The organism is Streptomyces sp. NPDC013157, assembly GCF_042899865.1.
Taxonomy (GTDB): domain Bacteria; phylum Actinomycetota; class Actinomycetes; order Streptomycetales; family Streptomycetaceae; genus Streptomyces.
Genome location: NZ_JBIBAK010000007.1, coordinates 381,153 through 405,226 on the forward strand (window position 1 = coordinate 381,153; position 24,074 = coordinate 405,226).

The 24,074-nt window shown below is 72.2% G+C and carries 22 protein-coding genes and 1 pseudogene; 11 read left to right on the forward strand and 12 right to left on the reverse strand.

Annotated features, from left to right (window positions below; all coding sequences use genetic code 11):
- Positions 1–212: 212 nt before the first annotated feature.
- Positions 213–695: pseudogene (locus ACFY6U_RS23195) on the forward strand (NAD(P)-dependent oxidoreductase); the annotation flags it as partial.
- 23 nt (positions 696–718) lie between these two features.
- Here ACFY6U_RS23195 and ACFY6U_RS23200 read toward each other — a convergent pair.
- From ACFY6U_RS23200 to ACFY6U_RS23210, 3 genes are all read right to left on the reverse strand, one after another.
- Positions 719–1,201, reverse strand: a complete 483-nt coding sequence (locus ACFY6U_RS23200) for a hypothetical protein (protein WP_390040983.1) — start codon at positions 1,199–1,201, stop codon at positions 719–721.
- Between the two features lie 121 nt (positions 1,202–1,322).
- The gene (locus ACFY6U_RS23205) at positions 1,323–2,210 is read right to left on the reverse strand and encodes a sugar phosphate isomerase/epimerase family protein (protein ID WP_390040984.1); all 888 of its coding nucleotides are present in this window, start codon (positions 2,208–2,210) and stop codon (positions 1,323–1,325) included.
- Positions 2,207–2,476 (reverse strand): hypothetical protein, encoded by a 270-nt coding sequence (locus ACFY6U_RS23210; protein ID WP_390040985.1) that lies wholly within the window; start codon positions 2,474–2,476, stop codon positions 2,207–2,209. Before ACFY6U_RS23210 ends, ACFY6U_RS23205 begins: the two co-directional genes overlap by 4 nt.
- A 309-nt stretch (positions 2,477–2,785) precedes the next feature.
- On the opposite strand from ACFY6U_RS23210, the gene ACFY6U_RS23215 reads away from it, so the two are divergent.
- Together ACFY6U_RS23215 and ACFY6U_RS23220 are read left to right on the forward strand one after the other, a co-directional pair.
- Positions 2,786–3,448 (forward strand): helix-turn-helix transcriptional regulator, encoded by a 663-nt coding sequence (locus tag ACFY6U_RS23215; protein WP_390040986.1) that lies wholly within the window; start codon positions 2,786–2,788, stop codon positions 3,446–3,448.
- A gap of 47 nt (positions 3,449–3,495) precedes the next feature.
- Complete coding sequence (locus tag ACFY6U_RS23220) at positions 3,496–4,020, forward strand: DUF3291 domain-containing protein (RefSeq protein ID WP_390040987.1); 525 nt, start codon at positions 3,496–3,498, stop codon at positions 4,018–4,020.
- 178 nt (positions 4,021–4,198) lie between these two features.
- Here ACFY6U_RS23220 and ACFY6U_RS23225 read toward each other — a convergent pair whose 3' ends face one another.
- From ACFY6U_RS23225 to ACFY6U_RS23250, 6 genes are all read right to left on the reverse strand, one after another.
- Entirely contained in the window at positions 4,199–5,902 is a 1,704-nt protein-coding gene (locus ACFY6U_RS23225) for an NAD-dependent malic enzyme (RefSeq protein ID WP_390040988.1), read from the reverse strand.
- Positions 5,903–6,192: 290 nt separating this feature from the next.
- Complete coding sequence (locus tag ACFY6U_RS23230; RefSeq protein WP_390040990.1) at positions 6,193–6,921, reverse strand: LuxR C-terminal-related transcriptional regulator; 729 nt, start codon at positions 6,919–6,921, stop codon at positions 6,193–6,195.
- 79 nt (positions 6,922–7,000) lie between these two features.
- On the reverse strand, positions 7,001–7,660 hold the full coding sequence (locus tag ACFY6U_RS23235; protein WP_390040992.1) for a response regulator: 660 nt from the start codon (positions 7,658–7,660) through the stop codon (positions 7,001–7,003).
- A complete protein-coding gene (locus tag ACFY6U_RS23240; protein WP_390040994.1) occupies positions 7,657–9,000 on the reverse strand; it encodes a sensor histidine kinase in 1,344 nt (447 codons plus the stop codon). The genes ACFY6U_RS23235 and ACFY6U_RS23240 overlap by 4 nt, the downstream gene beginning before the upstream one ends.
- Positions 9,001–9,049: 49 nt before the next feature.
- Positions 9,050–9,874: an ABC transporter permease gene (locus tag ACFY6U_RS23245; protein WP_390040996.1), complete on the reverse strand. Its 825-nt coding sequence runs from the start codon at positions 9,872–9,874 to the stop codon at positions 9,050–9,052.
- The gene (locus ACFY6U_RS23250; RefSeq protein ID WP_390040998.1) at positions 9,874–10,803 is read right to left on the reverse strand and encodes an ABC transporter ATP-binding protein; all 930 of its coding nucleotides are present in this window, start codon (positions 10,801–10,803) and stop codon (positions 9,874–9,876) included. Before ACFY6U_RS23250 ends, ACFY6U_RS23245 begins: the two co-directional genes overlap by 1 nt.
- A gap of 403 nt (positions 10,804–11,206) precedes the next feature.
- Between ACFY6U_RS23250 and ACFY6U_RS23255 the strand changes: the two genes are divergently transcribed.
- Entirely contained in the window at positions 11,207–12,907 is a 1,701-nt protein-coding gene (locus tag ACFY6U_RS23255) for an RNA polymerase sigma factor (RefSeq protein WP_390041000.1), read from the forward strand.
- A gap of 197 nt (positions 12,908–13,104) precedes the next feature.
- On the opposite strand, the gene ACFY6U_RS23260 is transcribed toward ACFY6U_RS23255, so the two are convergent.
- Entirely contained in the window at positions 13,105–13,797 is a 693-nt protein-coding gene (locus tag ACFY6U_RS23260) for a glycerophosphodiester phosphodiesterase (protein WP_390041002.1), read from the reverse strand.
- Between the two features lie 55 nt (positions 13,798–13,852).
- On the reverse strand, positions 13,853–15,067 hold the full coding sequence (locus tag ACFY6U_RS23265) for an adenosine deaminase (protein ID WP_390041004.1): 1,215 nt from the start codon (positions 15,065–15,067) through the stop codon (positions 13,853–13,855).
- A 37-nt stretch (positions 15,068–15,104) separates the two neighbouring features.
- Between ACFY6U_RS23265 and ACFY6U_RS23270 the strand changes: the two genes are divergently transcribed.
- Positions 15,105–15,818 (forward strand): DUF4190 domain-containing protein, encoded by a 714-nt coding sequence (locus ACFY6U_RS23270; protein WP_390041006.1) that lies wholly within the window; start codon positions 15,105–15,107, stop codon positions 15,816–15,818.
- 205 nt (positions 15,819–16,023) lie between these two features.
- On the opposite strand, the gene ACFY6U_RS23275 is transcribed toward ACFY6U_RS23270, so the two are convergent.
- Positions 16,024–16,596: an NADAR family protein gene (locus ACFY6U_RS23275; RefSeq protein ID WP_390041008.1), complete on the reverse strand. Its 573-nt coding sequence runs from the start codon at positions 16,594–16,596 to the stop codon at positions 16,024–16,026.
- A 209-nt stretch (positions 16,597–16,805) separates the two neighbouring features.
- On the opposite strand from ACFY6U_RS23275, the gene ACFY6U_RS23280 reads away from it, so the two are divergent.
- Genes ACFY6U_RS23280 through ACFY6U_RS23305 form a run of 6 tightly spaced genes read left to right on the forward strand, consistent with a single transcriptional unit; the run spans position 16,806 to position 23,979 of the window.
- The gene (locus ACFY6U_RS23280) at positions 16,806–18,341 is read left to right on the forward strand and encodes a gamma-aminobutyraldehyde dehydrogenase (RefSeq protein ID WP_390041010.1); all 1,536 of its coding nucleotides are present in this window, start codon (positions 16,806–16,808) and stop codon (positions 18,339–18,341) included.
- A gap of 54 nt (positions 18,342–18,395) precedes the next feature.
- Positions 18,396–19,631, forward strand: a complete 1,236-nt coding sequence (locus ACFY6U_RS23285) for a spermidine/putrescine ABC transporter substrate-binding protein (protein WP_351492366.1) — start codon at positions 18,396–18,398, stop codon at positions 19,629–19,631.
- Positions 19,632–19,638: 7 nt separating this feature from the next.
- Positions 19,639–20,784: an ABC transporter ATP-binding protein gene (locus ACFY6U_RS23290; protein ID WP_390041012.1), complete on the forward strand. Its 1,146-nt coding sequence runs from the start codon at positions 19,639–19,641 to the stop codon at positions 20,782–20,784.
- Entirely contained in the window at positions 20,784–21,716 is a 933-nt protein-coding gene (locus tag ACFY6U_RS23295) for an ABC transporter permease (RefSeq protein WP_390041014.1), read from the forward strand. Before ACFY6U_RS23290 ends, ACFY6U_RS23295 begins: the two co-directional genes overlap by 1 nt.
- The gene (locus ACFY6U_RS23300) at positions 21,717–22,517 is read left to right on the forward strand and encodes an ABC transporter permease (RefSeq protein ID WP_390041016.1); all 801 of its coding nucleotides are present in this window, start codon (positions 21,717–21,719) and stop codon (positions 22,515–22,517) included.
- Positions 22,518–22,551: 34 nt separating this feature from the next.
- On the forward strand, positions 22,552–23,979 hold the full coding sequence (locus tag ACFY6U_RS23305) for an NAD(P)/FAD-dependent oxidoreductase (protein WP_390041018.1): 1,428 nt from the start codon (positions 22,552–22,554) through the stop codon (positions 23,977–23,979).
- Positions 23,980–24,074 lie beyond the last annotated feature (95 nt).

The following is a 24,074-nucleotide window of genomic DNA, read 5'->3' on the forward strand; positions in this document are numbered from 1 at the left end:
GTTGCCGTTCGGCGAACTCGGCAACGCGTTCGCCCTGCGGGGACCTCGCCAAGAAGATGCTGCTGACCGCCTCGTACGGCCTGAACCGGCAGGTGGATCGAGTCGACGCCTGGATACGGCCGCTCACTGCGCGGCGTGGTGGGTGCGGCGGAAGGCGCCCGGTGTCGTGCCGGTGTGGCGGGTGAAGAACTTGCCGAAGTCGGGCAAGGACGATGAGCAGGATCGTGGTGTTCGGAGCCGCCGGAAAGGCCGGCTCCCGTGTCGCCGCCGAGGCCGCCGCCCGTGGTCACGAGGTCACCGCGGTGGCCCGGGACCTCTCCCGGATCGCTTCGGTGCCCGGCGGGGTGCGGCTGGTGTCCGGCGACGTCACCGATGCCGGGACGGTCGCCGACCTGGGCAAGGACGCCGACGCGCTGGTGCTGACCGTCGGCGGACCCGATGCGCGCCTGTACACCGATGCCGTGGCGTCCGTCGCCTCCGCCGGGCGGTCCCTCGCCCCGGCCGGGCCTCGCATCCTGCACATGGGCGGCGGGGCGAGCCTCCTCGGCGCCGACGGTGTGCGCTTCTTCGACGCGCCCGGCTTCCCGGAGGAGTTCAAGCCGTACGCCGTCGGCCAGATCCAGGCCCTCGACGCCTGCCTCGGCCTCGGCGACGACGTCACCTGGACCTGCCTCTCCCCGCCGCCCGTGCACTTCGCGCCCGGCGAGCGCACCGGCCGCTACCGCACCGGCCTGGACCACCCGGTCACCGGCGAGGACGGCCAGGCCCGCCCCACGGCGTCCGCCTGGGCCGCCAGGGCGGCGAACTCCCCGGCCCAGGTGTCGAGGTGCAACGGCCCGTCCTCGACATCGCCGTGGATCTTGAGATGGTGGGCGCCGAGCGCCTCGGCGGCCCTGAGGAGGTCGTGGCGGACGGCGTCCGAGGCTGCCCGTCGGGGGCCGTCGGCCCACCAGCCGGCCAGGGCCTCCAGCTCGATGTGCGCGAGACCGTCGTCCTCGAAGATCGACCGGATGCCCGCGAGCCCGTGTTCGCGTTCGGCGACCAGCAGATCCGCGTGGAGCAGCCCGAAACCCCGGAACCCGGCCGCGCTCGCCGCCTCGGCCCGCTCCCGGAGGCCGAGCGGACTGCGCTGGTCGGCGCCGGCCGGGTCGGCGGCGCCGGCCGTGGTCCAGCAGGTGGCCAGCAGATCCTCGGTGTGCATGTGCCTCGTCCGCCCCTCGCCTCGTCCGCCCTTCGCCTCGTCCGTCCCGGCCCAGGCCCGCTGGTGCCTTCCGGGAGCCACCGGATCCACCGCCCGCCCGCGCCGCGGTGCGCCTGCGGGGCTACGCGGCGCCGCGCAGTACCGAGCGCAGGTGTTCGGCGCTGGCCCACACGTCCTCGACCGGGCCCTTCTCCTTGGGTTCCGCGGTGAGGATGGTGTCCTGTTCGAGGACGTACCAGCCGTCGTAGCCGCGGCTGGTGAGGTGGGTGACGATGGCCTGGACGTCGACGTCTCCGGCGCCCAGCGGGCGGTACATGCCGGCGCGGACGGCGTCGGTGTAGGTCAGGCGGCCGGACTGGACCTTGGCGGCGAGGGAGGCGTCCACGTCCTTCATGTGGGTGTGGGCGATCCGCTCGGGGGCCTGCCGGGTCAGCTCCGCCGGGTCGGTGCCGCCGATGAGCAGGTGGCCGGTGTCCAGGCAGAGGGAGATCGACGAGTCCTCCAGGACCCGGCGGACCTCGTCGCCGTTCTCGATCATCGTGCCGACGTGCGGGTGCAGAACGGCCCGTACCCCGCGCTCGGCTGCCAGCGCGGTCAGCCGGTCGAGGTTGGACAGGAGCAGCTTCCAGCCGTCGGCGTCGAGTTCGGGGCGGGAGTCGTAGCCGTCCTGGCCGGTGATGGCGGACAGGACGAGGACCTCCGCGTCCGAGGCGGCGTAGTTCGCCAGGAGCTGTTCCGCCTCGGGCAGCGGGTCGTGGCCCGGGACGTGCAGCAGCAGCGGGGTGAAGCCGCCGACGGCGTGCAGGTCGTGGTCGGCCAGGACGCGGGCCATCGCCTCCGGGGCGGCGGGCAGGAACCCGTCGGGGCCGAACTCGGTGGCGGCCAGGCCGACCTCGCGCATCTCCTTCAGCACCCGCTCGGGCGTCAACTGGTAGCCCCAGCCGGGCACTTCGCACACGCCCCAGGAGATGGGCGCGCCGGCGATCCGGTTCTGCTGTGGGGTGGTCATGCCGTGGCCTTTCGGTGGTTCCAGTGGGGGGTGGCGACGCCTGGGGCGGCGACGCCTGGGGCGGCGTCGACGAGGACCGGAGTCGTCGCCGGGTGCGTCATACCCGTCCGGGGGCGGGTGCGGAGGGCGTCCGGGTGGTGGAAGAGCGGGTGGCGGGCGGCCGGTCCGTCGTCCGAGGGGCGGCGCGGCTCCCGGCTGGACCCGGCGGCCCCGGCCGCACCGCGGCTCCGCCTCCGGCCGTCGACCGGCAACTCCACGGGCGCCATCGCCCTCCCCGTTCAGGAAACTGTCGGAACGCGGCCGTGGCCGACGCGCCGACCGGTCGCGCACCGTCAACGGCCAGCCCGCTCACGTGGTCGCAACGCTAGGGTCGGGATGGGATTTGGTGAAGCCCCCGAATCCCTCAATTGGCCGTCATCGGGACCGTCATTTGCCCGTCATCGCGCGGCCCGCCGCCATGGGTTGTCCCAGCCGTGCGTGTCCCGGCCACGCGTCGTCCGCGGTCTGACGGCGACGGACCTCGTCCAAACCCGGCCCGCTCTATCTCCAACCTGTGTTGTTCCTAGAATGGCCGGGTGAACGACATCGACGCGATCGCGGCGTTGCAGGATCCGGTGCGACGTCGGCTGTACGAGTACGTGGCCGCGCAGGGCCGCGAGGTCGGCCGTAACGAGGCCGCCGAGGCGACCGGGGTGGCACGCACGCTCGCCGCGCACCATCTGGACAGGCTGGCCGAGGCCGGGCTGCTCGACACCGGCAGCCGGCGGCTGACCGGGCGCTCGGGACCGGGCGCGGGCCGGCCGGCCAAGGTGTACACGCGGGCCCGGGAGGAGCGGGCGGTGTCGCTGCCCGCCCGCGACTACCGCACCGCCGCCGAGCTGCTCGCCGAAGCCGCCGAGCAGGCGGGGCTGGACGCCGGGCTCTGTGCGGTCGCACGCCGTCGCGGCGAGGCCCTGCGGGGCTCGGCGGCACCCTGTGGCGGCCTCGAAGAGGCCATGGAGACGCTCGCGGCCCGCGGATACGAACCGCACCTGGAGGCCGCCGGGGCCGCGGCCGTCGTCCGGATGCGCAACTGCCCTTTCCATGCCGTCGCCGAACGCTTCCCGCCGCTCGTCTGCGGGATGAACCTCGCCCTGCTGGAGGGGCTGCTCGGTACCGGCGGTGCGGTCCGGGCCCGCATGGCCGCCCGGCCGGGCGAGTGCTGCGTGGTGGTGGAGGCCGCTGACGAAGAACTCTAAAAACAACGAAGATTGACATAGAAGGGGGTGCGTGCTGGTATGAGGCCATGACCGCATCCGCGTACGCAGCCCACCTCGCCCAGCTGAACGTCGCCACGCTCCGCTTCCCCCTGGACGACCCGCGCATGGCGCCGTTCGTCGAGATGCTCGACACGGTCAACGCCGCCGCCGACGAAGCGCCCGGCTTCGTGTGGCGGCTCGTGGAGGAAGGGGCGGACGACGCCACCGCCCTGCGCCCGGCGGGCGAGGACGTCATCGTCAACCTGACGGTGTGGGAGACCCAGGAGACGCTGTGGGGCTTCACCTACCGCAGCGAGCACCTGGACGTCCTGCGGCGCCGGCGCGAGTGGTTCGAGCGGCACGTCGAGGCGCACATGGTGCTCTGGTGGGTCCCCGCCGGTCACCTTCCGAGCACCGGCGAGGCCCTGGAACGGCTGGCCGACCTCCGCGCACACGGACCCTCGGCGCGCGCCTTCACCTTCGCCTCCGCCTACTCCGCGGACGAGGCCGCGGCCGCCCTCGCACCGCGCCCGGGCGCGGACGTCCGTACCGCTCCCGCCGGGCGCGGGTGAGGGGCGTGTGCCGGGACGTCCGTGCCCGTGCCGGTGAGACCCGCGCGGCCGCGTCTCACCCGGCAGCGCCGGGCACACCACCGTCAGCAGGCAGAAACGCGGCGATGACCGCGGAGACGAGCGGCACGGCCCCGGTCCCGGGATCCGGTAGCCGGGCGGAGGCGCCGACGGGGCCGGGTCAGACGGCCTTGACGGGCGGGTAGACCGGCTGCCACATGGCGGCCCTGACGCGTTTCTCGACGGAGTCGTCGACGGTCGTGCCGGCCACCCCGGCGGCGGCCGCGGCGCGGGCCACCGCCACGGCGACCGCCACCGAGGTCTCGCGCAGCTGGTCGGTGAGGGGCAGGATCGGCGCGCCGGGGCCGTCGGCCTCGGTCTGCCCGGCCACGGCGTGCGCGGCGGCGACCAGCATGCCGTCGGTGACCCGGGTGGCCCGGGCGACGATCGCGCCCAGGCCGAGGCCCGGAAACACCAGCGCGTTGTTGGCCTGCCCGATCAGGTACCGGACCCCGTCCCGCTCGACCGGGCGGAACGGGCTGCCGGTGGCGATCAGGGCGTGGCCGTCGGTCCAGGCCAGCAGGTCGGCGGGGACCGCCTCGGCCAGGTCCGTCGGGTTGGACATCGGCAGGATGATCGGCCGTTCGGCGTGGGCGGCCATCGTACGGACGATCTCCTCGGTGAAGGAGCCGCCCTGCCCGGAGGTGCCGATCAGGACCGTCGGCCGGACCCGTGCGACGACCTCGGCGAGCGCGATGCCGCCCACCTTCTCGTCCCGCTGCCAGCCGGCGACCTCGGCGGCCGGGCGGGCGTAGCGGACCTGGAAGTCGCGCAGGTCCTGCTGGTCCTCGGTGAGCAGGCCGTGACGGTCGACGCCGAAGATGCGGGAGGTGGCCTCCGCCGCGGTCAGGCCGTCGGCGGCCATGGCGTCCCGCAGCTGGTCGGCGATGCCGATGCCGGCGGTGCCCGCGCCGAAGATCACGACCCGGTGGTCGCGCAGCGGGGTGCCGCTGGCCTTCACCCCGGAGAGCACGGCGGCGAGGTTGACGGCACCGGTGCCCTGCACGTCGTCGTTGAAGGTGAACTCGGTCGGGCGGTAACGCTCCAGGATGCGGCGGGCGTTGGCGGGGCCGAAGTCCTCCCAGTGCAGCAGGGCGTGCGGGAAGAGCCGGCGGGCGGTGGTGACGTAGGCGTCGATGAAGGCGTCGTACGTCTCCCGGTCCACGCGCGGGTGCCGGTTGCCGAGGTAGAGCGGGTTGTCGAGGAGCTCCTGGCGGTTGGTGCCGACGTCCAGCATGACCGCGAGGGTGCGGTTCGGGTCGATGCCGGCGGCGGCGGTGTAGACGGCGAGCTTGCCCACCGAGATGTCGATGCCGCCCACCCCCCAGTCGCCGATGCCGAGGATCGCCTCGCCGTCCGTGGCGACGATCAGGTCCACGTCGTCCGGGCCCGGACCGGCGGCAGTGAGCGCGCCCTCGATCTCCTCCGGGGCGTGCACCGACAGGTACACGCCGGCCGGGCGCCGGTACTCGTTGCTGTAGCGCTGGATCGCCTTGCCGACCGTCGGGGTGTAGACGATGGGCAGCATCTCGTCGAGGTGGTCGCAGAGCAGGCGGTAGAAGAGCACCTGGTTGCGGTCGTGCAGCGCGGTGAGGTTGACGTTCCTGGCCAGGTCCGTCGGCTGTGCCGCGTACTGCTGGTACGCCCGCTCGGCCTGCTGCTCCAGGGTCAGCACCGCCGGCGGCACCAGGCCCACCAGGCCCAGCATCCGCCGCTCCTCGGGAGTGAAGGCGGTGCCCCGGTTGAGGCGGGGCTGGGAGAGCACGGCGCGGCCTCGGGCGGTGGTCTCGATGCGCCCCTCGCCGGAATTCCACTGGGTCGTCATGATCGGCTCCTTGGCGTTTCCGTATCGCTTCCAGGATCGCGTGCGGGACGCTCCGGGTCGCTTCCGGGGAACTCGTGCCGACCGTGCCCCGGCCCCGGCCGCCGGTCAGCCACGGCGGGTCGCTGGAGGTGCCGCGATACGCCGTCTGCCGTCTGCCGCCTGCGGGGCCGCCGTGGCTGGTCGTGCCCACGCGGCGGAGCCGCATATGAGTACGGCCCCGCGCCCCTTCCGGGCGCTGCCGAACCGCGGCGGAATCCGTCGGACCCGCTTGAGCCGCCGCCGTCCGCGGCTCAGGCCGCCGGCCGGATCAGCCCCGACTCGTAGGCGAAGGCCACCGCCTGCACCCGGGCGCGGGCGCCGATCTTCGCGAGGACGTTGCTGACGTGGGTCTTCACGGTGGTCGGGGCGATGGACAGCCACTGCGCGATCTCGGCGTTGGTCCACCCGGAGGCCACCGCGATCAGGACGTCGCGTTCGCGCCCGGTGAGGGTGCCGAGCCCCGAGGTGCGGGGGAGCGGGCGGACGGTGTGCTGCTGGCGGACGGCGTCGATGAGCGCCCGGGTCAGGCCGGGCGTGATGACGGCGTCGCCGGCGGCCACCACCCGGATCGCCGCGGTCAGTTCGGCCGGGTCGGCGTCGTTGAGCAGGAAGCCGCCGGCGCCCGCCCGCAGGGCCGCCCAGGCGTCCGCCTCCTGCTCGGCCGCGGTCAGCATCAGGACCCGGGAGCCGCGGGGGGCGGCCGCGGGCTCGCCGCCGAAGCCGGGGGAGGGGGTGCGGGTCCGGGCGGCGGGGCGGGCGATGCGCCGGATGGTGTCGATGGCGTCCGCCCGGGACAGCTGGCTGTCCATGAGGACGACGTCGGGGCGGAGCGCGGCGCTCGCACGGATCGCCTCGTCCCCGTCCGCCGCCTCCCCGACGACCGTCAGCCCTGGCTCGGCGGTGAGGAGCATGCGCAGGGCGAGGCGCTGGAGGGATTGGTCGTTGACGACGAGTACGGAGACCGTGCCTGTCTTCTCCATGCGAGGTCCGTTCCGTGAACGAAACTGTTTCGTTCACATGCTACGCCTGGGACCGCCGCACCGGGAGAGGGGGGGCCGGCTACTTGGCCCGGACCAGTCCGGCGTCGTACGCCGCGATCACGGCCTGGATCCGGTCGCGCGCCCCGATCTTGGCGAGGACCCGGCCGACGTGCTTCTTCACGGTCGACTCCGTGAGGACGAGGCGCTCGGCGATCTCCGTGTTGTTCCAGCCGTGGCCGATGGCGACCAGCACCTCGCGCTCCCGGTCGGTCAGCGAGCGCAGCCGGGGGTCCTCGACCGGGGAAGCGGGCGCCAGGACCCGGTGGGCGTAGGCGTCCAGGAGGCGCCGGGTCAGCGAGGGCGCCACCACGGCGTCGCCGCTCGCCACCGCGTGGATGCCCGCGACCAGCTCCTCCGGGCGGGCGTCCTTGAGCAGGAAGCCGCCGGCCCCGGCGCGCAGCGCGTCGTACGCGTATTCGTCGAGGTCGAAGGTGGTCACGATGAGGACGCGGGTGCGGCCGCCGGTGGCGACGATCCGCCGGGTCGCCTCCAGGCCGTCCATGCCGGGCATCCGGATGTCCATGAGGACGACGTCGGGCCTCAGCTCGGCGGCGAGCCGGACGGCCGCCGCGCCGTGCCCGGCCTCGCCGACCGGCTCCAGACCGGGGGTGCCCTCCAGCAGCATCCGCACGCCCATCCGCTGGAGGGGCTGGTCGTCGGCGATCAGTACGGTCGTCACAGGTTCTCTCCCGAAGCCGGTGCCGCGGAGGGTACGTCGAGGGCGACGTCGACCAGCCAGCCGGGGCCGCCCTCGCGCGGCCCGGCGACGACCGTGCCGCCGTACATCGCGGCCCGCTGCCGGATACCGACCAGGCCGTGCCCGGTGGCGCCGCCGGTGCCCTCGGACGGCTCCGGCGCCGCGCCGGTGTCCGCGACCCGGACCCGTACCTCACCCGCCGCGACGGTGACCGTCACCTCGGCGGACGTGCCGGGCCCGGCGTGCTTGAGGGTGTTGGTCAGCGCCTCCTGGACGATCCGGTAGACGGTGAGCTGGACACCGTCGCCCAGCGCGTCCGGGTCGCCCGTCGTCCGGTACGTCACCGGCAGCCCCGCCGCCCGGACCCGGGCCAGCAGCGAGGCCAGGTCCCGGATGCCGGGCTGCGGCGCGAGCGGCCGCTCGTCGTCGGCGCCCTCGCGCAGCACGCCGAGGACCCGGCGCAGTTCGCTCATCGCCTGCCGGCCGGTGTCGCCGAGGATCCGCAGGGCCTCCGCGGACCGCTCGCCGCGGCTGCCGGCGAGGACCGCCGCGCCGTCGGCGACGCTGACCATCACGGAGAGGTTGTGGCCGACGATGTCGTGCATCTCCCGGGCGACCCGGGAGCGTTCGGCGGCGGCGGTGAGCCGTACCCGCTGCTCCTGTTCGATCTCCAGTTGCCGGGCCCGGTCCTCCAGGGCCGCCAGGTACAGCCCCCGGATACGGACGGTCAGGCCGACGGCGACCGCCGCGGTCAGCGTGCCCAGCAGGAAGAAGGCGCCGAGCAGCGGATGGTCGACCGGCGCCAGGCCGTAGGCGCCCAGACCGAGCGCGCCGACCGTCAGCCCGACCGCCCAGCCCAGCACCCGCAGGGAGCCGTGGCGGGCCAGCGTGTAGAGGGCGACGAGCGTGGCGGCGGCCGCCCGCTGCCAGACCCCCGCCGACCACTCGGCCAGGTTCACGGCGAGGATGGTGAAGTACACGGCGGCGGGAGCCCGGCGGCGCCACCACAGCGGTACCACCAGCGCGGCTACGAGGGCGTACAGGACGCCGGGCGGCAGCGCGTCCCGGGCGGCCTCGTCGCCGAAGGAGGGCCCGTGGTCGACCATCAGCAGGTCGGGCAGGCTGACCAGCACCATGAACAGCACCGTCGCGGTGTCGAGCAGCCACGGATGCCGCCGGTCCAGCTGCCGCCTGCGGCTGCGGTCGCGCAGCATCCGGCCCAGCAGCGGATGCGCCCAGGCCGCGTCGAACCCGGGGGACGGCGTGCTCGCCGTCCCCCGGGCGGTGTCCCCGGCGGCTGCCGCGCGGTGCGGCGGACTCATGCCGACCATTGTCCTCGGTTCCAGAGGTGCCTCGTCTGCCGGGCCGGGGTCAGACGTCGGTCCTGACCAGCCGGTACGCCGCCCCGGCCAGGGCCAGCGCCACCCAGCCGGCGAAGACGGCGATGCCCGCGCCGGGCGAGAGGGCGTCGGAGGACTGGTGCAGCGCGTAGACCGCCTGGCCCGCGTTGCTCGGGAAGTAGGGGCTGAGGGTGTCGTACCAGGAGTCGGGCAGCAGCGAGGCCAGCCCGGGCAGGATGAGCAGGATGCCGACCAGGGAGGCGATGGCCCCGGCGGAGTTGCGCAGCAGCACGCCCAGGGCCACACCGAAGACGGCGACCAGACCGAGGTAGAGGCCCGCCCCGGCCAGGCTGCGCAGCACCCCGTCGTCGCCGAGCGACAGGGAGATCTTCTCGCCGTCCAGGCCGGGTGCGCCCAGCCCGAACGCGGCCAGCGCGCCGAGCGTGGTGAGGACCAGGGCGATCGGGCCGATCACGACGGCCTTCGCCCACAGCACCGGCAGGCGGCGCGGGACGGCGGTGAGCGTGGAGCGGACCATCCCGGTGCTGTACTCGCCCGCTGACAGCAGCACCCCGAGCACGCCCACGGCCAGCGACGCGAACGTCACGCCGGTCAGGGCCAGGCTGACCGCGTCGCTGTCGCCGCTGCTTTGGCCGGGCGGGCCGCCCGCCGCGGCGCCCGCGGTGTAGGTGTAGCCGGCGATCGTCCCGAACAGGACCAGCAGGAACACGGCGACCGAGAGGGTGATCCAACTGGAGCGCAGCGACCAGAACTTGGCCCACTCCGAACGCAGCACCCGGGCGCCGGTGACCTTGTACGCGGCCGGGCGGGCGGGGGCGATGCGGGTGACGGTCATCAGGCGGCCTTTCGTGCGGTGCCGGCCGGAGCGCTCTGGTACTCGACCACGTCCCGGGTGAGGTCCATGAACGCCGTCTCCAGGGAGACGGCCTGCGGGGTGAGTTCGTACAGCGGTACGCCGTGCAGCGCGGCGATCGTGCCGATCTCCCGGGCGTCCCGGCCCGCGACCAGCAGCTCCTCGGCGGACGAGGAGGTGATCGTGACGTCGGGACCGGCCAGCAGCGAGCGCAGCTCCGCGGGCTCGCCGGTGACGACCTTCACGCCACCGCCGCCCGCCTCCCGGGTGAAGTCGTCGACCGTGGTGTCCGCGAGCAGCCGGCCCCGGCCGATGATCACCAGGTGGTCGGCGATCAGCGCGGTCTCGCTCATCAGGTGCGAGGAGAGCATCACGGCCCGCCCCTCGTCGGCCAGTTGCCGCAGCAGGTTGCGGACCCAGAGGACGCCCTCGGGGTCGAGGCCGTTGACCGGTTCGTCGAGCATCACGATCGCCGGGTCGCCGAGCAGCGCGGAGGCGATGCCGAGCCGCTGGCCCATGCCGAGCGAGAACGCGCCGACCCGCTTGCCGGCCACACTCGTCAGCCCGGCCAGCTCGATCACCTCGTCGACCCGGCTGCGCGGGATGCCGTGCGTGTACGCGAGCGCCATCAGGTGGTTGACCGCGCTGCGGCCCGGGTGGACGGACTTGGCCTCCAGGAGGGTGCCGATCTCCTGCAGGGGCGCCGAGTGCCGGGCGTAGGAACGGCCGTTGACGGTGACCGACCCCTGCGTGGGGGCGTCCAGGCCGACGATCATCCGCATGGTGGTGGACTTGCCCGCGCCGTTCGGGCCGAGGAAGCCGGTCACCTCGCCCGGCTTCACGGTGAAGCTCAGACGGTCGACGACGGTCTTGTCGCCGTAGCGCTTGGTCAGTTCGCGCGCTTCGATCATGGAGCTGGGCCTTCCTGTCTCGCACTCGGCCGCGGCCGGTCCCGGCGCGGGGTCCGCTGTCGAAGGTAGGAGCGGGCGGGCCGCGGGCCCTGGGACCCCGGGGGAATCTTCGGCCGGTGAGTGGTACCGGGGTACCAGAGCGATGTACTCACGGAGGCGGACGGCACCCGGCCGCCCGCCCCCCGGCCTGGCCTGTTTGACCGCGGCCGGCGCTGTCGGCTGGGCGACCGGGTCGGTGTCCTCGCCCTTCGCGTCGGTCGCGTCGACGGAGCAGACGAGGGTCCGGCCCAGGTCCCGGGCCCCGGCAAGGCGAAAAAGTGTTATCCCGGAACCCCACACTCCGTCTCCACACTGTGATCCCCGACATTGCCAAGGCCACCGCCCCGGCTGAGAGGGTGCGGTTATGAGGACGACGGACGTGCCGGTGTCACGGCAGTGGCGGGCCACGGTCACGGCCGCGCAGGCCGGCGACCGGCGCGCCCTGGACGAACTGGTCGCGGGCTGGCTGCCGTTGGTCTACAACGTGGTCGGCCGTGCCCTCAACGGCCACGCCGACGTCGACGACGTCGTCCAGGAGACCATGCTGCGCGCCGTCGACAACCTCGGCACCCTGCGCGACCCGGACAGCTTCCGGTCCTGGCTGGTGGCCATCGCCATGCGGCAGATCCGGGACCGGGCGCGCCGCAGGCAGGACCGGAAACTGGACGAGGCGGTCCCGGACGGCACCGCCGACTTCGCCGAACTGACCGTGCTGCGACTCCAGTTGGAGGGCCAGCGGCGGGAGGTCGCGGAGGCCGTGCGCTGGCTGGACGCCGAGGACCGGCAGCTGGTGTCGCTGTGGTGGCTGGAGGTCTCCGGCGAACTCACCCGGCGCGAACTGGCGGCGGCCGTCGGCATCAGCCGGCAGCACGCCGCCGTCCGCGTCCAGCGGATGAAGGAGCGGCTGGAGACCTCGCGGGGGATCGTGCGCGCGCTGGACGGGGCCTGCCCCGGGCTGCGCGAGCTGACCGGCCGCTGGGACGGGCGGCCCGACTCCGTCTGGCGCAAGCGGCTGGCCCGGCACATCCGCGGCTGCGGCTACTGCGGCGACACCCGCGACTCCGTCGTACCGGCGGAGCGGCTGCTGGTCGGGATCGCCCTGGTCCCGGTGCCGGTCGGCTTCACGCTGTCGCTGGCGCTCGGCGGCAAGACGGCGGTGGCGGCCACCTCCGCGACGTCCGCCGGGTGGTCGGCGAAGGTGCTCGGTGCGCTGACCAAGCCGGCCGTGGCGGTGACCGCCGGGGCGACGATCGTGGCGGGCGGCGCGTACGTCGTCGTACAGACACCGCACGACCCGGCACCGCGGACCGCAGTGTCGCCGACGGCGGCCGTCTCACGTGCGGTACCGCAGGCGCCGGTGACCACTCCCTCGCCGTCCCCTTCCACCTCGCCGTCTGCGTCTGCGTCTGCGTCCCCGTCGGCTTCGGCGGGCGCGGCGGTCTACGGCTCGGTCGTCGACGCGGTCGACACGGCGCCGGACCCGGACGCGAAGCCCGGTGCGCTGCCGCACCGGCCGGAGGGCGGGATCACCAGCAGCGGCGGGGCGCACGCGGTGCTGAACCACCGCGGTGACGGCGTGACGCTCAGCGGACAGGGCTATGTGCTGGTCCGCTGGCAGATCTCACCGCAGTACCGGGCCGGGAGCCTGGTCATGCCGTCCTGGACCGGGCTGAAGGGGAAGATCTTCCATGTGGCCTCGGCCGGCGGGCGGCGCATGGACGACCGGGTGAGTACGACGGACACGTCCGCGACGGGGATGGGCAGCTCCTCGACCGGGTACGCCGTGCTGCCCGCCGGCGCGCAGCAGATGTGGCAGAACGAGTACTACTACGTCGACGGCAGCGTCACGTTCACGGTGAACGAACGCGGAGCCGACTACGGGGTGAGCGTCTTCCCGTCGTCCTGGGACGCGGTGGAGAAGGACGTGCTGTACGGGCCTCCGGAGGGCGCGATCCGGTACGGGCTGGTGCGGGACGACGGGACGGACGCGGCGCCGGTTCCGCAGTACGTGACGAGGTCGGTGCCCAGTGATCCGGCGACGGTGGGGCAGAGATCGCGGGTCTGAGCGGGCCCGGCGACCGTCAGGGGCGCCGGGGGTACCCCCGGCCGGAGGCTGGGGGAGGAACTGCGCGACCAGCCACGACGGTGCGGCAGACGGCAGACGGCAGACGGCAGACGGCGGACGGCAGACGGCATCTCCCGGCACTTCGCCGAGCGTCTGGTGCGGGCCGGCCGGGGCTTGGCGCGCAGTTCCCCGCGCCCCTAAAGGGGCGCACTTTCGCGCAGGGTGTTGAGAAGCCCGACCCTGTTTGTCGTGATGGAGTCGACGCCCATCTTCAGCAGGCGGCGCATCGAGCGGCGGGTGTCCGGGGTCCAGCAGGAGACCAGGTAACCGGTGTGGTGGATGTGCTCGACCAGTTCGGGATCGAGCAGGCTGAAGCGGTAGTTCAGGTAGCGCGGGCGGATCGCGGCCAGGAGCGCGGGGCGGGTCGGGGCCAGGCTCTTGCGGGTCAGGGCGATCTCGGCGGACGGGTCGGCCGCCCGGACCGCCAGCATCGTGACGGCGTCCCCCGTGTAGTAGACGCGGTCTGTCGCATCGCACTCCCGGGCCACGGCCACGATCCGCGCCACCGCCCGCTCGCCCGGCTCCCCGGGCAGGTCGAGCATCACCCGGCTGCCCTCCGTCGCCGCCAGCGCCTCGGCGAGGGTCGGGACACCGCCCGCGGTGAGGCCCCACACCTCGTCCGCCGACAGGGAGCGCAGCGGGCGGTCGTGTTCCCACAGCCGCTTGAGCGTGTCGTCGTGCAGGAGGACGGGAACGCCGTCACGGGTGAGCCGTACGTCGGTCTCCACCGCGTCCGCGCCCCGGTGGAGCGCGGAACGCAGGGAGTCGAGCGTGTTCTCGCGGAAGAGGTAGGGGTCGCCGCGGTGGGCCACGGCGGTCACGGTCTGCATGGGTCCATGTTCGCAGGGGCCGGCAGGGGTTCCGCAGAGGTTCCGCAGGGCCGCGTCAGGGGGCGAGCCACGCCTTGGTGTACGCGTCGATCTCGGCCGAGATCCTCGCCTTGCCCGTCAGGTCCAGGAAGGACGCCTCCACCGCGTTCTTCGCGAGGTCCGCGAGGCCGCGCTCGTCGAGGCCGAGGAGACGGGCGGCGACCGCGTACTCGTTGTTGAGGTCGGTGCCGAACATCGGCGGGTCGTCGGAGTTGACCGTGACCAGGACACCCGCGGCCACGAACTCCCTGATCGGGTGCTCTTCGAGGGTGCGGACCGCGCGGGTGGCGATGTTGGAGGTCGGGCACACCTCCAGCGCGATGCGGTGCTCGGCGAGATGGGCGAGGAGCTTCGGGTCCTGCGCGGAGCTGGTGCCGTGGCCGATGCGCTCGGCGTGCAGGTGGGTCAGCGCGTCCCAGACCGTGCCGGGGCCGGTGGTCTCGCCCGCGTGCGGGACGGAGCGCAGGCCGGCCGCGATCGCCCGGTCGAAGTACGGCTTGAACTGCGGCCGCGGCACGCCGATCTCGGGGCCGCCGAGACCGAACGAGACCAGGCCCTCCGGGCGGAGGCGGTCGTCGGTCGCCAGCCGTGCCGTCTCCTCGGCGGCCTCCAGACCCGCCTCGCCCGGGATGTCGAAGCACCAGCGCAGCACCGTGCCGAACTCGGCCTCCGCCGCCTTCCGCGCGTCCTCGATCGCGTCCATGAAGGCCCGCTCGTCGATCCCGCGCCGGGTGGACGAGAACGGGGTGATCGTCAGCTCGGCGTAGCGCACCTGCTGGCGGGCCAGGTCGCGGGCCACCTCGTAGGTGAGCAGCCGCACGTCCTCGGGCGTGCGGATCAGGTCGACGACCGAGAGGTAGACGTCGATGAAGTGGGCGAAGTCCGTGAAGGTGAAGTAGTCGGCCAGGGCCTCGGGGTCGGTCGGGACCTTGGAGTCGGGGTGCCGGGCGGCCAGTTCCGACACGATGCGGGGGGAGGCGGAGCCGACGTGGTGGACGTGCAGTTCGGCCTTGGGCAGTCCGGCGATGAAGGCGTGCACGTCGTGCGCGTCGCCCGGGTCGCGCAGGGCGGCGGGGTCGGTGTGGCGGTCGGTCAAGGGTTCCTCCCCGGAACGGCGCGGGCCGCCTGCGGCGGGGTACGGCCGTGGGGCCCTGCGCGGTGATCGGCTGATCGGTGACTCGGGGTCATCGTAGGCCGGGCCGCGGATCGGCGGAGGGCCGGGCCGTAGCATGACGGCGGCATGCGCGCAGGAGAGGGGACATCGCACGATGGCTGACGAGATGCCGGAGGCTCCGAAGGTACGGCTGGACAAGGGGGAGGCCGCCGGGGAGGGGGCCGGGCCGGAGGCGTCGGAGGTACCGCCGCCGGTCCATGAGCAGCGGACGGCGGCGGCGATACCCGGGCCGTCCGCCGCCCCGCCGCCCCAGGGGTGGGCCAGCCCTCAAGCGGTGCCCGCCGACGCGCGGCCGGTCCCGCGGTCGAACCCCTTCGCCGCGCCGGATCCCGCCGGACCGCCGCCCAACCCCTACGCCCCGCCTGCGGCGCAGCAGCCGCGGAGTGCGGCGGTGCCGCCACCGCCGATCGCCCCGAACGGGCCGGGGCCGGTGCCGTACGGGTATCCCGGCGGTGCTCCGGCGCCGGGGTACGGCTATCCCGGCCGGCCGCTGCCGTCGTACCCGGCCGGGCCCGGGGGGTACGGGGGGTGGCCGGGGATGCAGCCGGCGCCCGACAACGGGCTGGGGACGGCCGCCATGGTGACCGGCATCATCAGCGCGATCGGGTTCTGCCTGGCGCCGGTCGCGCTGGTGCTGGGGGTGCTGGGCATTGTGTTGGGTTCGATCGGGCGGGCTCGGGTGAGACGAGGTCAGGCGACGAACGGTGGGCAGGCGCTGGCCGGGATCATCTGCGGGTCGGCGGGGCTGGTGCTCGCGGCGGCGTTCATCACGCTGATCGTGGTGGCGGGGAGCCAGGGAAACCAATAGAGGTCGTCGTCCGGGTGCGGCTGCGTGGGGCTGGTCGCGCCCACGCGGCGGAGCCGCATCTCAGATACAGCCCCGCGCCCCTTTGGGCAGGACCGGTCCTGTCGGGCGGAGTCCCGCGCCCCTTTGGGCAGGACCGGTCCTGTCAGGCGGAGTCCCGCGCCCCTTTGGGCGGGGCTGGTCCCGTCGGGCAGAATTCCCGCGCCCCTCAGACGGAAGCAGTCCCCTCTGTCTCCAGGCGCTCCCTTGCCGCCATCAACGCGAAGCCCAAGAGGTTCAGCCCCCTCCACTTCTCCGGGGCCTCTGCCCTCGTGTCTGTCGCGGCCAGGCCGATGCCCCACACCCGGTCCAGCGGGCTGGCCTCCACCAGGACGCGGTCGCCGGTCGCCAGCAGGAAGTCACGGAGCCCGGCGTCGGCGGTGAACTTGTGGACGCTGCCCTCGGCCACGATGCCGAAGCGCTCCCGCTGCCATGTCGCCTCGTCGAAGCCCCGGACCAGTCGGCCCGCCTTCTTGGCCGCGGCGGGGTGTGTCGCCGCGAGGACCGCGCGCTCCGCCTCCGCGTCCCCGAAGAGCCGGGCCTTTCCCGCCATCATCCAGTGCTCGGCGGTCGCGTACTCCACACCGTCGACCACGAAGGGTGACGGCCACCACTGGCTCAGGCAGCTCGCCGAGACCTGCCCGTCGGGCCTCGGTCGGTGTCCCCAGAAGTGCAGGTATTTGATCCTGGCCCCCGCCTGGACCGCCCCGATCAGGGCCTCCACAGAATCGATCTTCGCCATGCACGCCAGTCTGGCAGCCACCACTGACACTCCGTCCCGCCTTTTCTCTGCTGACTCGACACCTGGTCGACAGATTCCGTCGCGTAACCAAAAGGCAACAACGGAATCACTTGTTGGCAGTCCCTTGCTCTGTCAGGATCGGCAGTCAAATCGAGCCGGAGCTACGCCACCCGCCTCTCGGGGCGGGGTGACGGCGGAGGAGAAGCGACATGGACAACCCGGGCACCGCCACCCCGGAGACCTTCCCCGCGCAGGAGCGGCTCGCGGGCGGCGCGCAGTACATCGCGGGCCGGTTCGCCAAGGGGACGTCAGGTCGTACGCACGCCGTCGTCGACCCGGCCACCGGCGCGGAGGTGTACACGTACGAGCTGGCCGGAACCGAGGACGTCGACCGGGCCGTGGCCGCCGCCCGCGCCGCCTTTCCCGGCTGGGCCGCGACCACGCCCGGCGACCGGTCGGACGCGCTGCACCGGTTCGCCGCCGTGCTCGCCGACCGCGCCGAGGAATTCGCCCGTGCCGAGTCCCTCCAGTGCGGCAAGCCGCTGAAGCTGACGCGCGAGTTCGACGTGCCGGGGACCGTCGACAACACCGCGTTCTTCGCCGGTGCCGCCCGGCACCTGCAGGGGCAGGCCGCCGCCGAGTACTCCGGTGACCACACGTCGTACATCCGCCGCGAGCCCATCGGTGTCGTCGGGTCGATCGCGCCCTGGAACTATCCGCTCCAGATGGCCGCCTGGAAGATCCTCCCGGCGATCGCCGCAGGCAACACCATCGTGCTGAAGCCCGCCGAGCTGACCCCGCTGACCTCCCTCCTCTTCGCCGAGGCCGCCACGCTCGCCGGGATCCCGGACGGTGTGATCAACATCGTCACCGGGACGGGGCAGGTGGCCGGCGAGCACCTCGTCGGCCACCCCGACGTGGCCATGACCTCCTTCACAGGGTCCACCGGTGTCGGCAAGCGGGTCGCCGAGGTCGCCACCGCGACCGTGAAGCGGCTGCACCTGGAGCTCGGCGGCAAGGCGCCGTTCGTGGTCTTCGACGACGCGGACCTGGAGGCGGCCGTCAACGGCGCCGTCGCGGGCGCCCTCATCAACACCGGGCAGGACTGCACCGCCGCCACCCGCGCGTACGTGCAGCGGCCGCTCTACGAGGCCTTCGTGGAGCGGACGGCCGCCCTGATGGAGACCGTGCGGCTGGGGGACCCGTTCGCGCCCGGTACCGATCTCGGGCCGCTGATCTCGCACGCGCAGCGGGACCGGGTCGCCGGGTTCGTGGAGCGGGCGCGCGGCTACGCGCGCGTGGTGACCGGCGGCGAGCCGCCGCAGGACGAGCTGAAAAGCGGCGCGTACTACCGGCCCACCCTGATCGCCGACGCGCCGCAGGACAGCGAGATCGTCCAGTCCGAGATCTTCGGGCCGGTGCTGGTCGTCCTGCCGTTCGACAGTGATGATGAGGGGATCCGGCTGGCCAACGACACCCCGTACGGTCTGGCAGCCTCCGCGTGGACCAGCGGCGTCTACCGGGCGAACCGCGCGACCCGCGAGATCGAGGCGGGGTGCGTGTGGGTCAACGACCACATTCCGATCATCAGTGAGATGCCGCACGGCGGTTATAAGGCGTCCGGCTTCGGCAAGGACATGTCGGCGTACTCGTTCGAGGAGTACACCCAGGTCAAGCACGTTATGTTCGACAATACGGCGGTGCCGCGGAAGGACTGGCACCGCACGATCTTCGGGGACCGATAGTCACAGCTCCGGCCGCTCGGTGAACGGCCGTCTTCCCGAAAGGGCATCTAGCGCATGAGGCAGTACGAGCCCGACCGCCCTACCCCGGTCGAAGTGGCCGCCATGCGGCGCAGTCTCCGCACCGGCCGGGCCGCCCTGGCCCGCCGGTCGTTCCTGGGCGGCGCGCTCGCGGTGGGCGGCGTCGGGGCGCTGAGCGCCTGCGGCATCCCCGCGGCCGGCAAGTCCCAGGGCGGCGTCTCCGCCGACGACCACTCGGCCACGGAGAAGGTCGTCAACTTCTCCAACTGGCCCGAGTACATCGACGTCGACGACAGCGGGAAGAAACATCCGACGCTGGACGCGTTCCGCAAGCGGACCGGCATCACGGTCAAGTACACCGAGGACATCAACGACAACGACGAGTTCTTCGGCAAGATCCAGCCGCAGCTCGCCGCCGGCCAGGACACCGGCCGCGACCTGATCGTCCTCACCGACTGGCTGGCCGCCCGGATGATCCGGCTCGGCTACGTCCAGAAGCTGGACGCGTCCAACCTGCCGCACGCCTTCGCCAACCTGTCGGACCAGTTCCGCAGCCCCGACTGGGACCCGGGCCGGGCCTACTCGTACCCCTGGCAGGGCATTTCGACGGTCGTCGCCTTCAACAAGAAGGCGCTGAACGGCGTCGAGGTGAAGTCGGTCTCCGACCTGCTCGACAACCCCGCGCTCAAGGGCCGGGTCGGGCTGCTGACCGAGATGCGGGACACCGTCGGCATGACCATGCTCGACATGGGCATCGACCCGGCGAAGTTCACCGACGACGACTACGACACGGTGATCGCCCGCCTCCAGAAGGCCGTCGACAAGGGGCAGATCCGCCGGTTCACCGGCAACGACTACACCTCGGACCTCAGCAAGGGCGACCTGGCCGCCTGCGTCGCCTGGGGCGGCGACATCGTGCAGCTCCAGGCCGACAACCCGGACGTCGCCTACGTCATCCCGGACAGCGGCTACATGACGTCGACCGACAACATGCTGATCCCGAACAAGGCACGCCACAAGACGAACGCCGAGCGGCTCATCGACTACTACTACGAGCCCGAGCAGGCCGCGGAACTCGCCGCCTACATCAACTACGTCAGTCCGGTCGCGGACGTGCAGCCGTACCTCGCCAAGATCGACAAGTCGGCGGCGACCAACCCGCTGATCGTTCCCGACAAGGCCATGCAGGCCAAGTCCCGTGCCTTCCGCTCCCTGAGCTCGAAGGAAGAGACGGCCTACCAGCAGAAGTTCGCGAAGCTCACAGGGGCGTGACGACACCATGACGACAGACAGCAGCGGCGACGTCCGCCTCACCGGCATCGGCAAGACCTACGACAACGGCTTCACCGCCGTACATCCGATGGACCTGACCGTGCCGCAGGGCTCCTTCTTCGCCCTCCTCGGTGCCTCCGGCTGCGGCAAGACCACCACCCTGCGCATGATCGCGGGACTGGAGGAGCCGACCACCGGCACCGTGCACCTCGGCGACCAGGACGTCACCCATCTGCCGCCGTACAAGAGGCCGGTGAACACGGTCTTCCAGTCGTACGCCCTCTTCCCGCACCTCGACATCTTCGAGAACGTCGCCTTCGGCCTGCGCCGGCGCGGCATCAAGAGCGTGAAGAAGCAGGTCGAGGACATGCTGGAGCTGGTCCAGCTGGGCGAGCAGGCGCGCAAGAAGCCGCACCAGCTCTCCGGCGGCCAGCAGCAGCGCGTCGCGGTGGCCCGCGCGCTCATCAACCACCCCAAGGTGCTCCTCCTCGACGAGCCGCTCGGCGCCCTCGACCTCAAGCTGCGCCGCCAGATGCAGCTGGAGCTCAAGCGGATCCAGACGGAGGTCGGCATCACCTTCGTGCACGTCACGCACGACCAGGAGGAGGCCATGACCATGGCCGACACGGTCGCCGTGATGAACGCGGGCCGCGTCGAGCAGCTCGGCTCGCCGGCCGACCTCTACGAGAACCCGAACACGACCTTCGTCGCGAACTTCCTCGGCACCTCGAACCTCATCGAGGCCGAGGTCGACACGAAGAGCGGGGACGACATCGTCCTCAAGGCCGGCGGCGGGAAGCTGGTGCTGCCCGAGGCGCGATGTTCGGCGCCGACCACGACCGGCGGCAAGGTGCTGGTCGGGATCCGGCCCGAGAAGATCTCCCTCACGCACGCCGACGACGCGGGCTCCATCCCCGAGGGCCGCAACCGGATCACCGGCAAGGTCGTCGACGCCAGTTTCATCGGTGTCTCCACGCAGTACGTCATCGACAGCCCGGTCTGCGACGAGTTCGCGGTGTACGTGCAGAACATCGAGCGCGACGGACGGCTCGTCCCCGGCGCCGACGTGGTCCTGCACTGGAGCCCGGCCCACACCTTCGGCCTCGACGCCGCCCAGGACATCGACGCCGGCACCGAGGAGGAGGCCGCCTGATGGCCACGCTCTCCGAGGCGCCCCCGCCCCTGGCGCCCGCCGAACCCGAGACGAAGAAGCCCCCGCGCAAGCGCGGCAGGTGGACCCCCTACTGGCTGCTGCTGCCCGGCATCCTCTGGCTGGTCGTCTTCTTCGCCCTGCCGATGATCTACCAGGGTTCCACGTCGATCCAGACGGGCTCCCTGGAAGAGGGCTACAAGGTCACCTGGCACTTCGCGACCTATTGGGACGCGCTGAGCGAATACTGGCCGCAGTTCCTGCGGTCCGTCTTCTACGCGGCGGCGGCCACGGTTCTCTGCCTGCTGCTCGGCTACCCGCTGGCCTACCTGATCGCCTTCCGCGCCGGGCGCTGGCGGAACCTGATCATGATCCTGGTGATCGCGCCCTTCTTCACCAGCTTCCTGATCCGCACCCTGGCCTGGAAGACGATCCTCGCCGACAACGGCCCGGTCGTGCACGTCCTGAACTCGCTGCACGTCCTGAGCGTCACCGACTTCCTCGGCTGGACGGCCGGCGACCGCGTACTGGCCACCCCGCTCGCCGTGGTCTGCGGCCTGACGTACAACTTCCTGCCGTTCATGATCCTGCCGCTCTACACCTCGTTGGAGCGGATCGACGGCCGGCTGCACGAGGCCGCCGGCGACCTGTACGCCAAGCCGTGGACGACGTTCCGGAAGGTCACCTTCCCGCTGTCGATGCCGGGCGTGGTCTCCGGCACCCTGCTGACCTTCATCCCGGCGGCCGGTGACTACGTCAACGCCGAACTCCTCGGCTCGACCGACACCCGCATGATCGGAAACGTGATCCAGACGCAGTTCCTGCGGATTCTCGACTATCCGACGGCGGCCGCGCTCTCCTTCATCCTCATGGCCGCGATCCTCGCCATGGTCACCCTCTACATCCGCCGGTCCGGGACGGAGGATCTGGTCTAAATGCCCTTCGTCAACTGGCTCAAGAAGAATCTCGTCGTCATCGCGGGACTCCTGACGCTCGGATATCTCCTGCTTCCGAACGTCATCGTCACGGTGTTCTCCTTCAACAAACCGAAGGGGCGCTTCAACTACGAATGGCAGCAGTTCTCGCTGGACGCCTGGAAGCAGCCGTGCGGGGTCGCCGACATGTGCGGCTCGCTCTCCATCAGCCTCCGGATCGCCGCCCTGGCGACGATCGGGGCCACCGTGCTCGGCACGATGATCGCCTTCGCGCTGGTCCGCTACCGGTTCCGCGCCCGCGGCGCCGTCAACTCGCTGATCTTCCTGCCGATGGCGATGCCCGAGGTCGTGATGGCGGCCTCGCTGCTCACCCTGTTCCTCAACATGGGCGCCCAGCTGGGCTTCTACACCATCCTGATCGCCCACATCATGTTCTGCCTCAGCTTCGTCGTCACCGCGGTCAAGGCGCGGGTGATGTCGATGGACCCGCGCCTGGAGGAGGCGGCCCGGGACCTCTACGCCGGACCGGCGCAGACGTTCCTCAGGGTCACCCTCCCCATCGCGGCCCCCGGAATCGCGGCGGGCGCGCTGCTCTCCTTCGCGCTCTCCTTCGACGATTTCATCATCACCAATTTCAACGCGGGCTCCACCGTCACCTTCCCCATGTTCGTCTGGGGTTCGGCACAGCGTGGCACGCCCGTGCAGATCAACGTCATCGGTACGGCCATGTTCCTGGTCGCCGTACTGTTCGTCCTGGCATCGATGCTCATCAACAGCCGCCGCAACAGGCAAAAGGCATAACCCCTTAAATTGACTCTGTAGGGAGTTGAAAATCATGGCCCCAAGCGCCATGAGCCGTCAGGCAGATTGGACCAAGTCTCTCTCCGAAGCACAGCCGGTCCCGTACTGGCTCGAAGACCCCGGCAAGCCCCACCCCGAGCCCGCGCTCACCGGCGCCGACACCTGCGACCTGCTGGTCGTCGGCGGCGGCTACAGCGGACTGTGGACCGCGCTCAACGCCAAGGAGCGCGACCCCGGGCGCGAGGTGGTCCTGCTGGAAGGCCACGAGGTGGGCTGGGCCGCCTCGGGCCGCAACGGCGGCTTCTGCGCCGCCTCCCTCACCCACGGGCTGCCCAACGGGCTCGCCCGCTGGCCCGAGGAGATCCACCGGCTGCAGGAACTGGGCATGCGCAACCTCGACGAGATCGAGGCCGCCGTCGCCCGGCACGGCATCGACTGCGAGTTCGAACGCACCGGCGAGATCGACGTCGCCACCGAGACCTACCAGGCCTGGGAACTCCGCGACTGGCACCGGCGACTGGAGCAGCAGGGCCTCGCGGACGGCATCGAGTTGCTCGACGCGGACGCGGTCCGCGAGCAGGTCGCCTCGCCCACCTTCGAGGCGGGCCTGTACGACCGCCGGGGCGTGGCCATGCTGCACCCGGCCAAGCTCGCCTGGGGCCTCAAGCAGGCCTGCCTCGCGCTCGGCGTCCGGGTGTACGAGCACACACCCGCCCTCGACCTGAAGGCGTACGGTGCCGGCATGGCCGTACGCACCCCGTACGGCGCCGTCCGCGCCCGGCAGGTCGTGCTCGCCACCAACATCTTCCCGAACCTGCTCAGGCGGGTCCGCGCCTACACCGTCCCGGTCTACGACTACGCCCTGATGACCGAGCCGCTCACCGCGGAGCAGCTCGGCGCGATCGGCTGGAAGAACCGGCAGGGCCTCGGGGACTCCGCCAACCAGTTCCACTACTTCCGGCTGTCCGCCGACAACCGCATCCTGTGGGGCGGCTACGACGCCGTCCACCACTACGGCGGCCGGGTGCGCCGCGAGTACGACGACCGTCCGGAGACCTACGCCAAGCTCGCCGAGCACTTCTTCACCTGCTTCCCGCAGCTGGAGGGCGTCCGCTTCACGCACGCCTGGGGCGGCGCGATCGACACCTGCTCCCGCTTCTCGGCGTTCTTCGGCACCGCGCACCAGGGCAAGGTGGCGTACGCGGCGGGGTACACCGGCCTCGGCGTCGGCGCCACCCGGTTCGGCGCCGACGTGATGCTGGACCTGCTGTCCGGGGAGGAGACCGAGCGCACCCGGCTGGAGATGGTCCGCAGGAAACCGCTGCCGTTCCCGCCCGAACCGTTCGCCTGGACGGGTATCGCCCTCACCAAGTGGTCGCTGGCCCGCGCTGACGCCCACGGCGGCCGCCGCAACCTGTGGCTCAGGGCGATGGACCGGCTGGGGCTGGGCTTCGACAGCTGAGCCGGTTCCGGGTTGACGCCATCTCGAATATGATCCAGGTCACTTCAGTCGGTCGGTGAAACCCGCGTAATGCCCTCCGAAGACCGCCCTCTCTC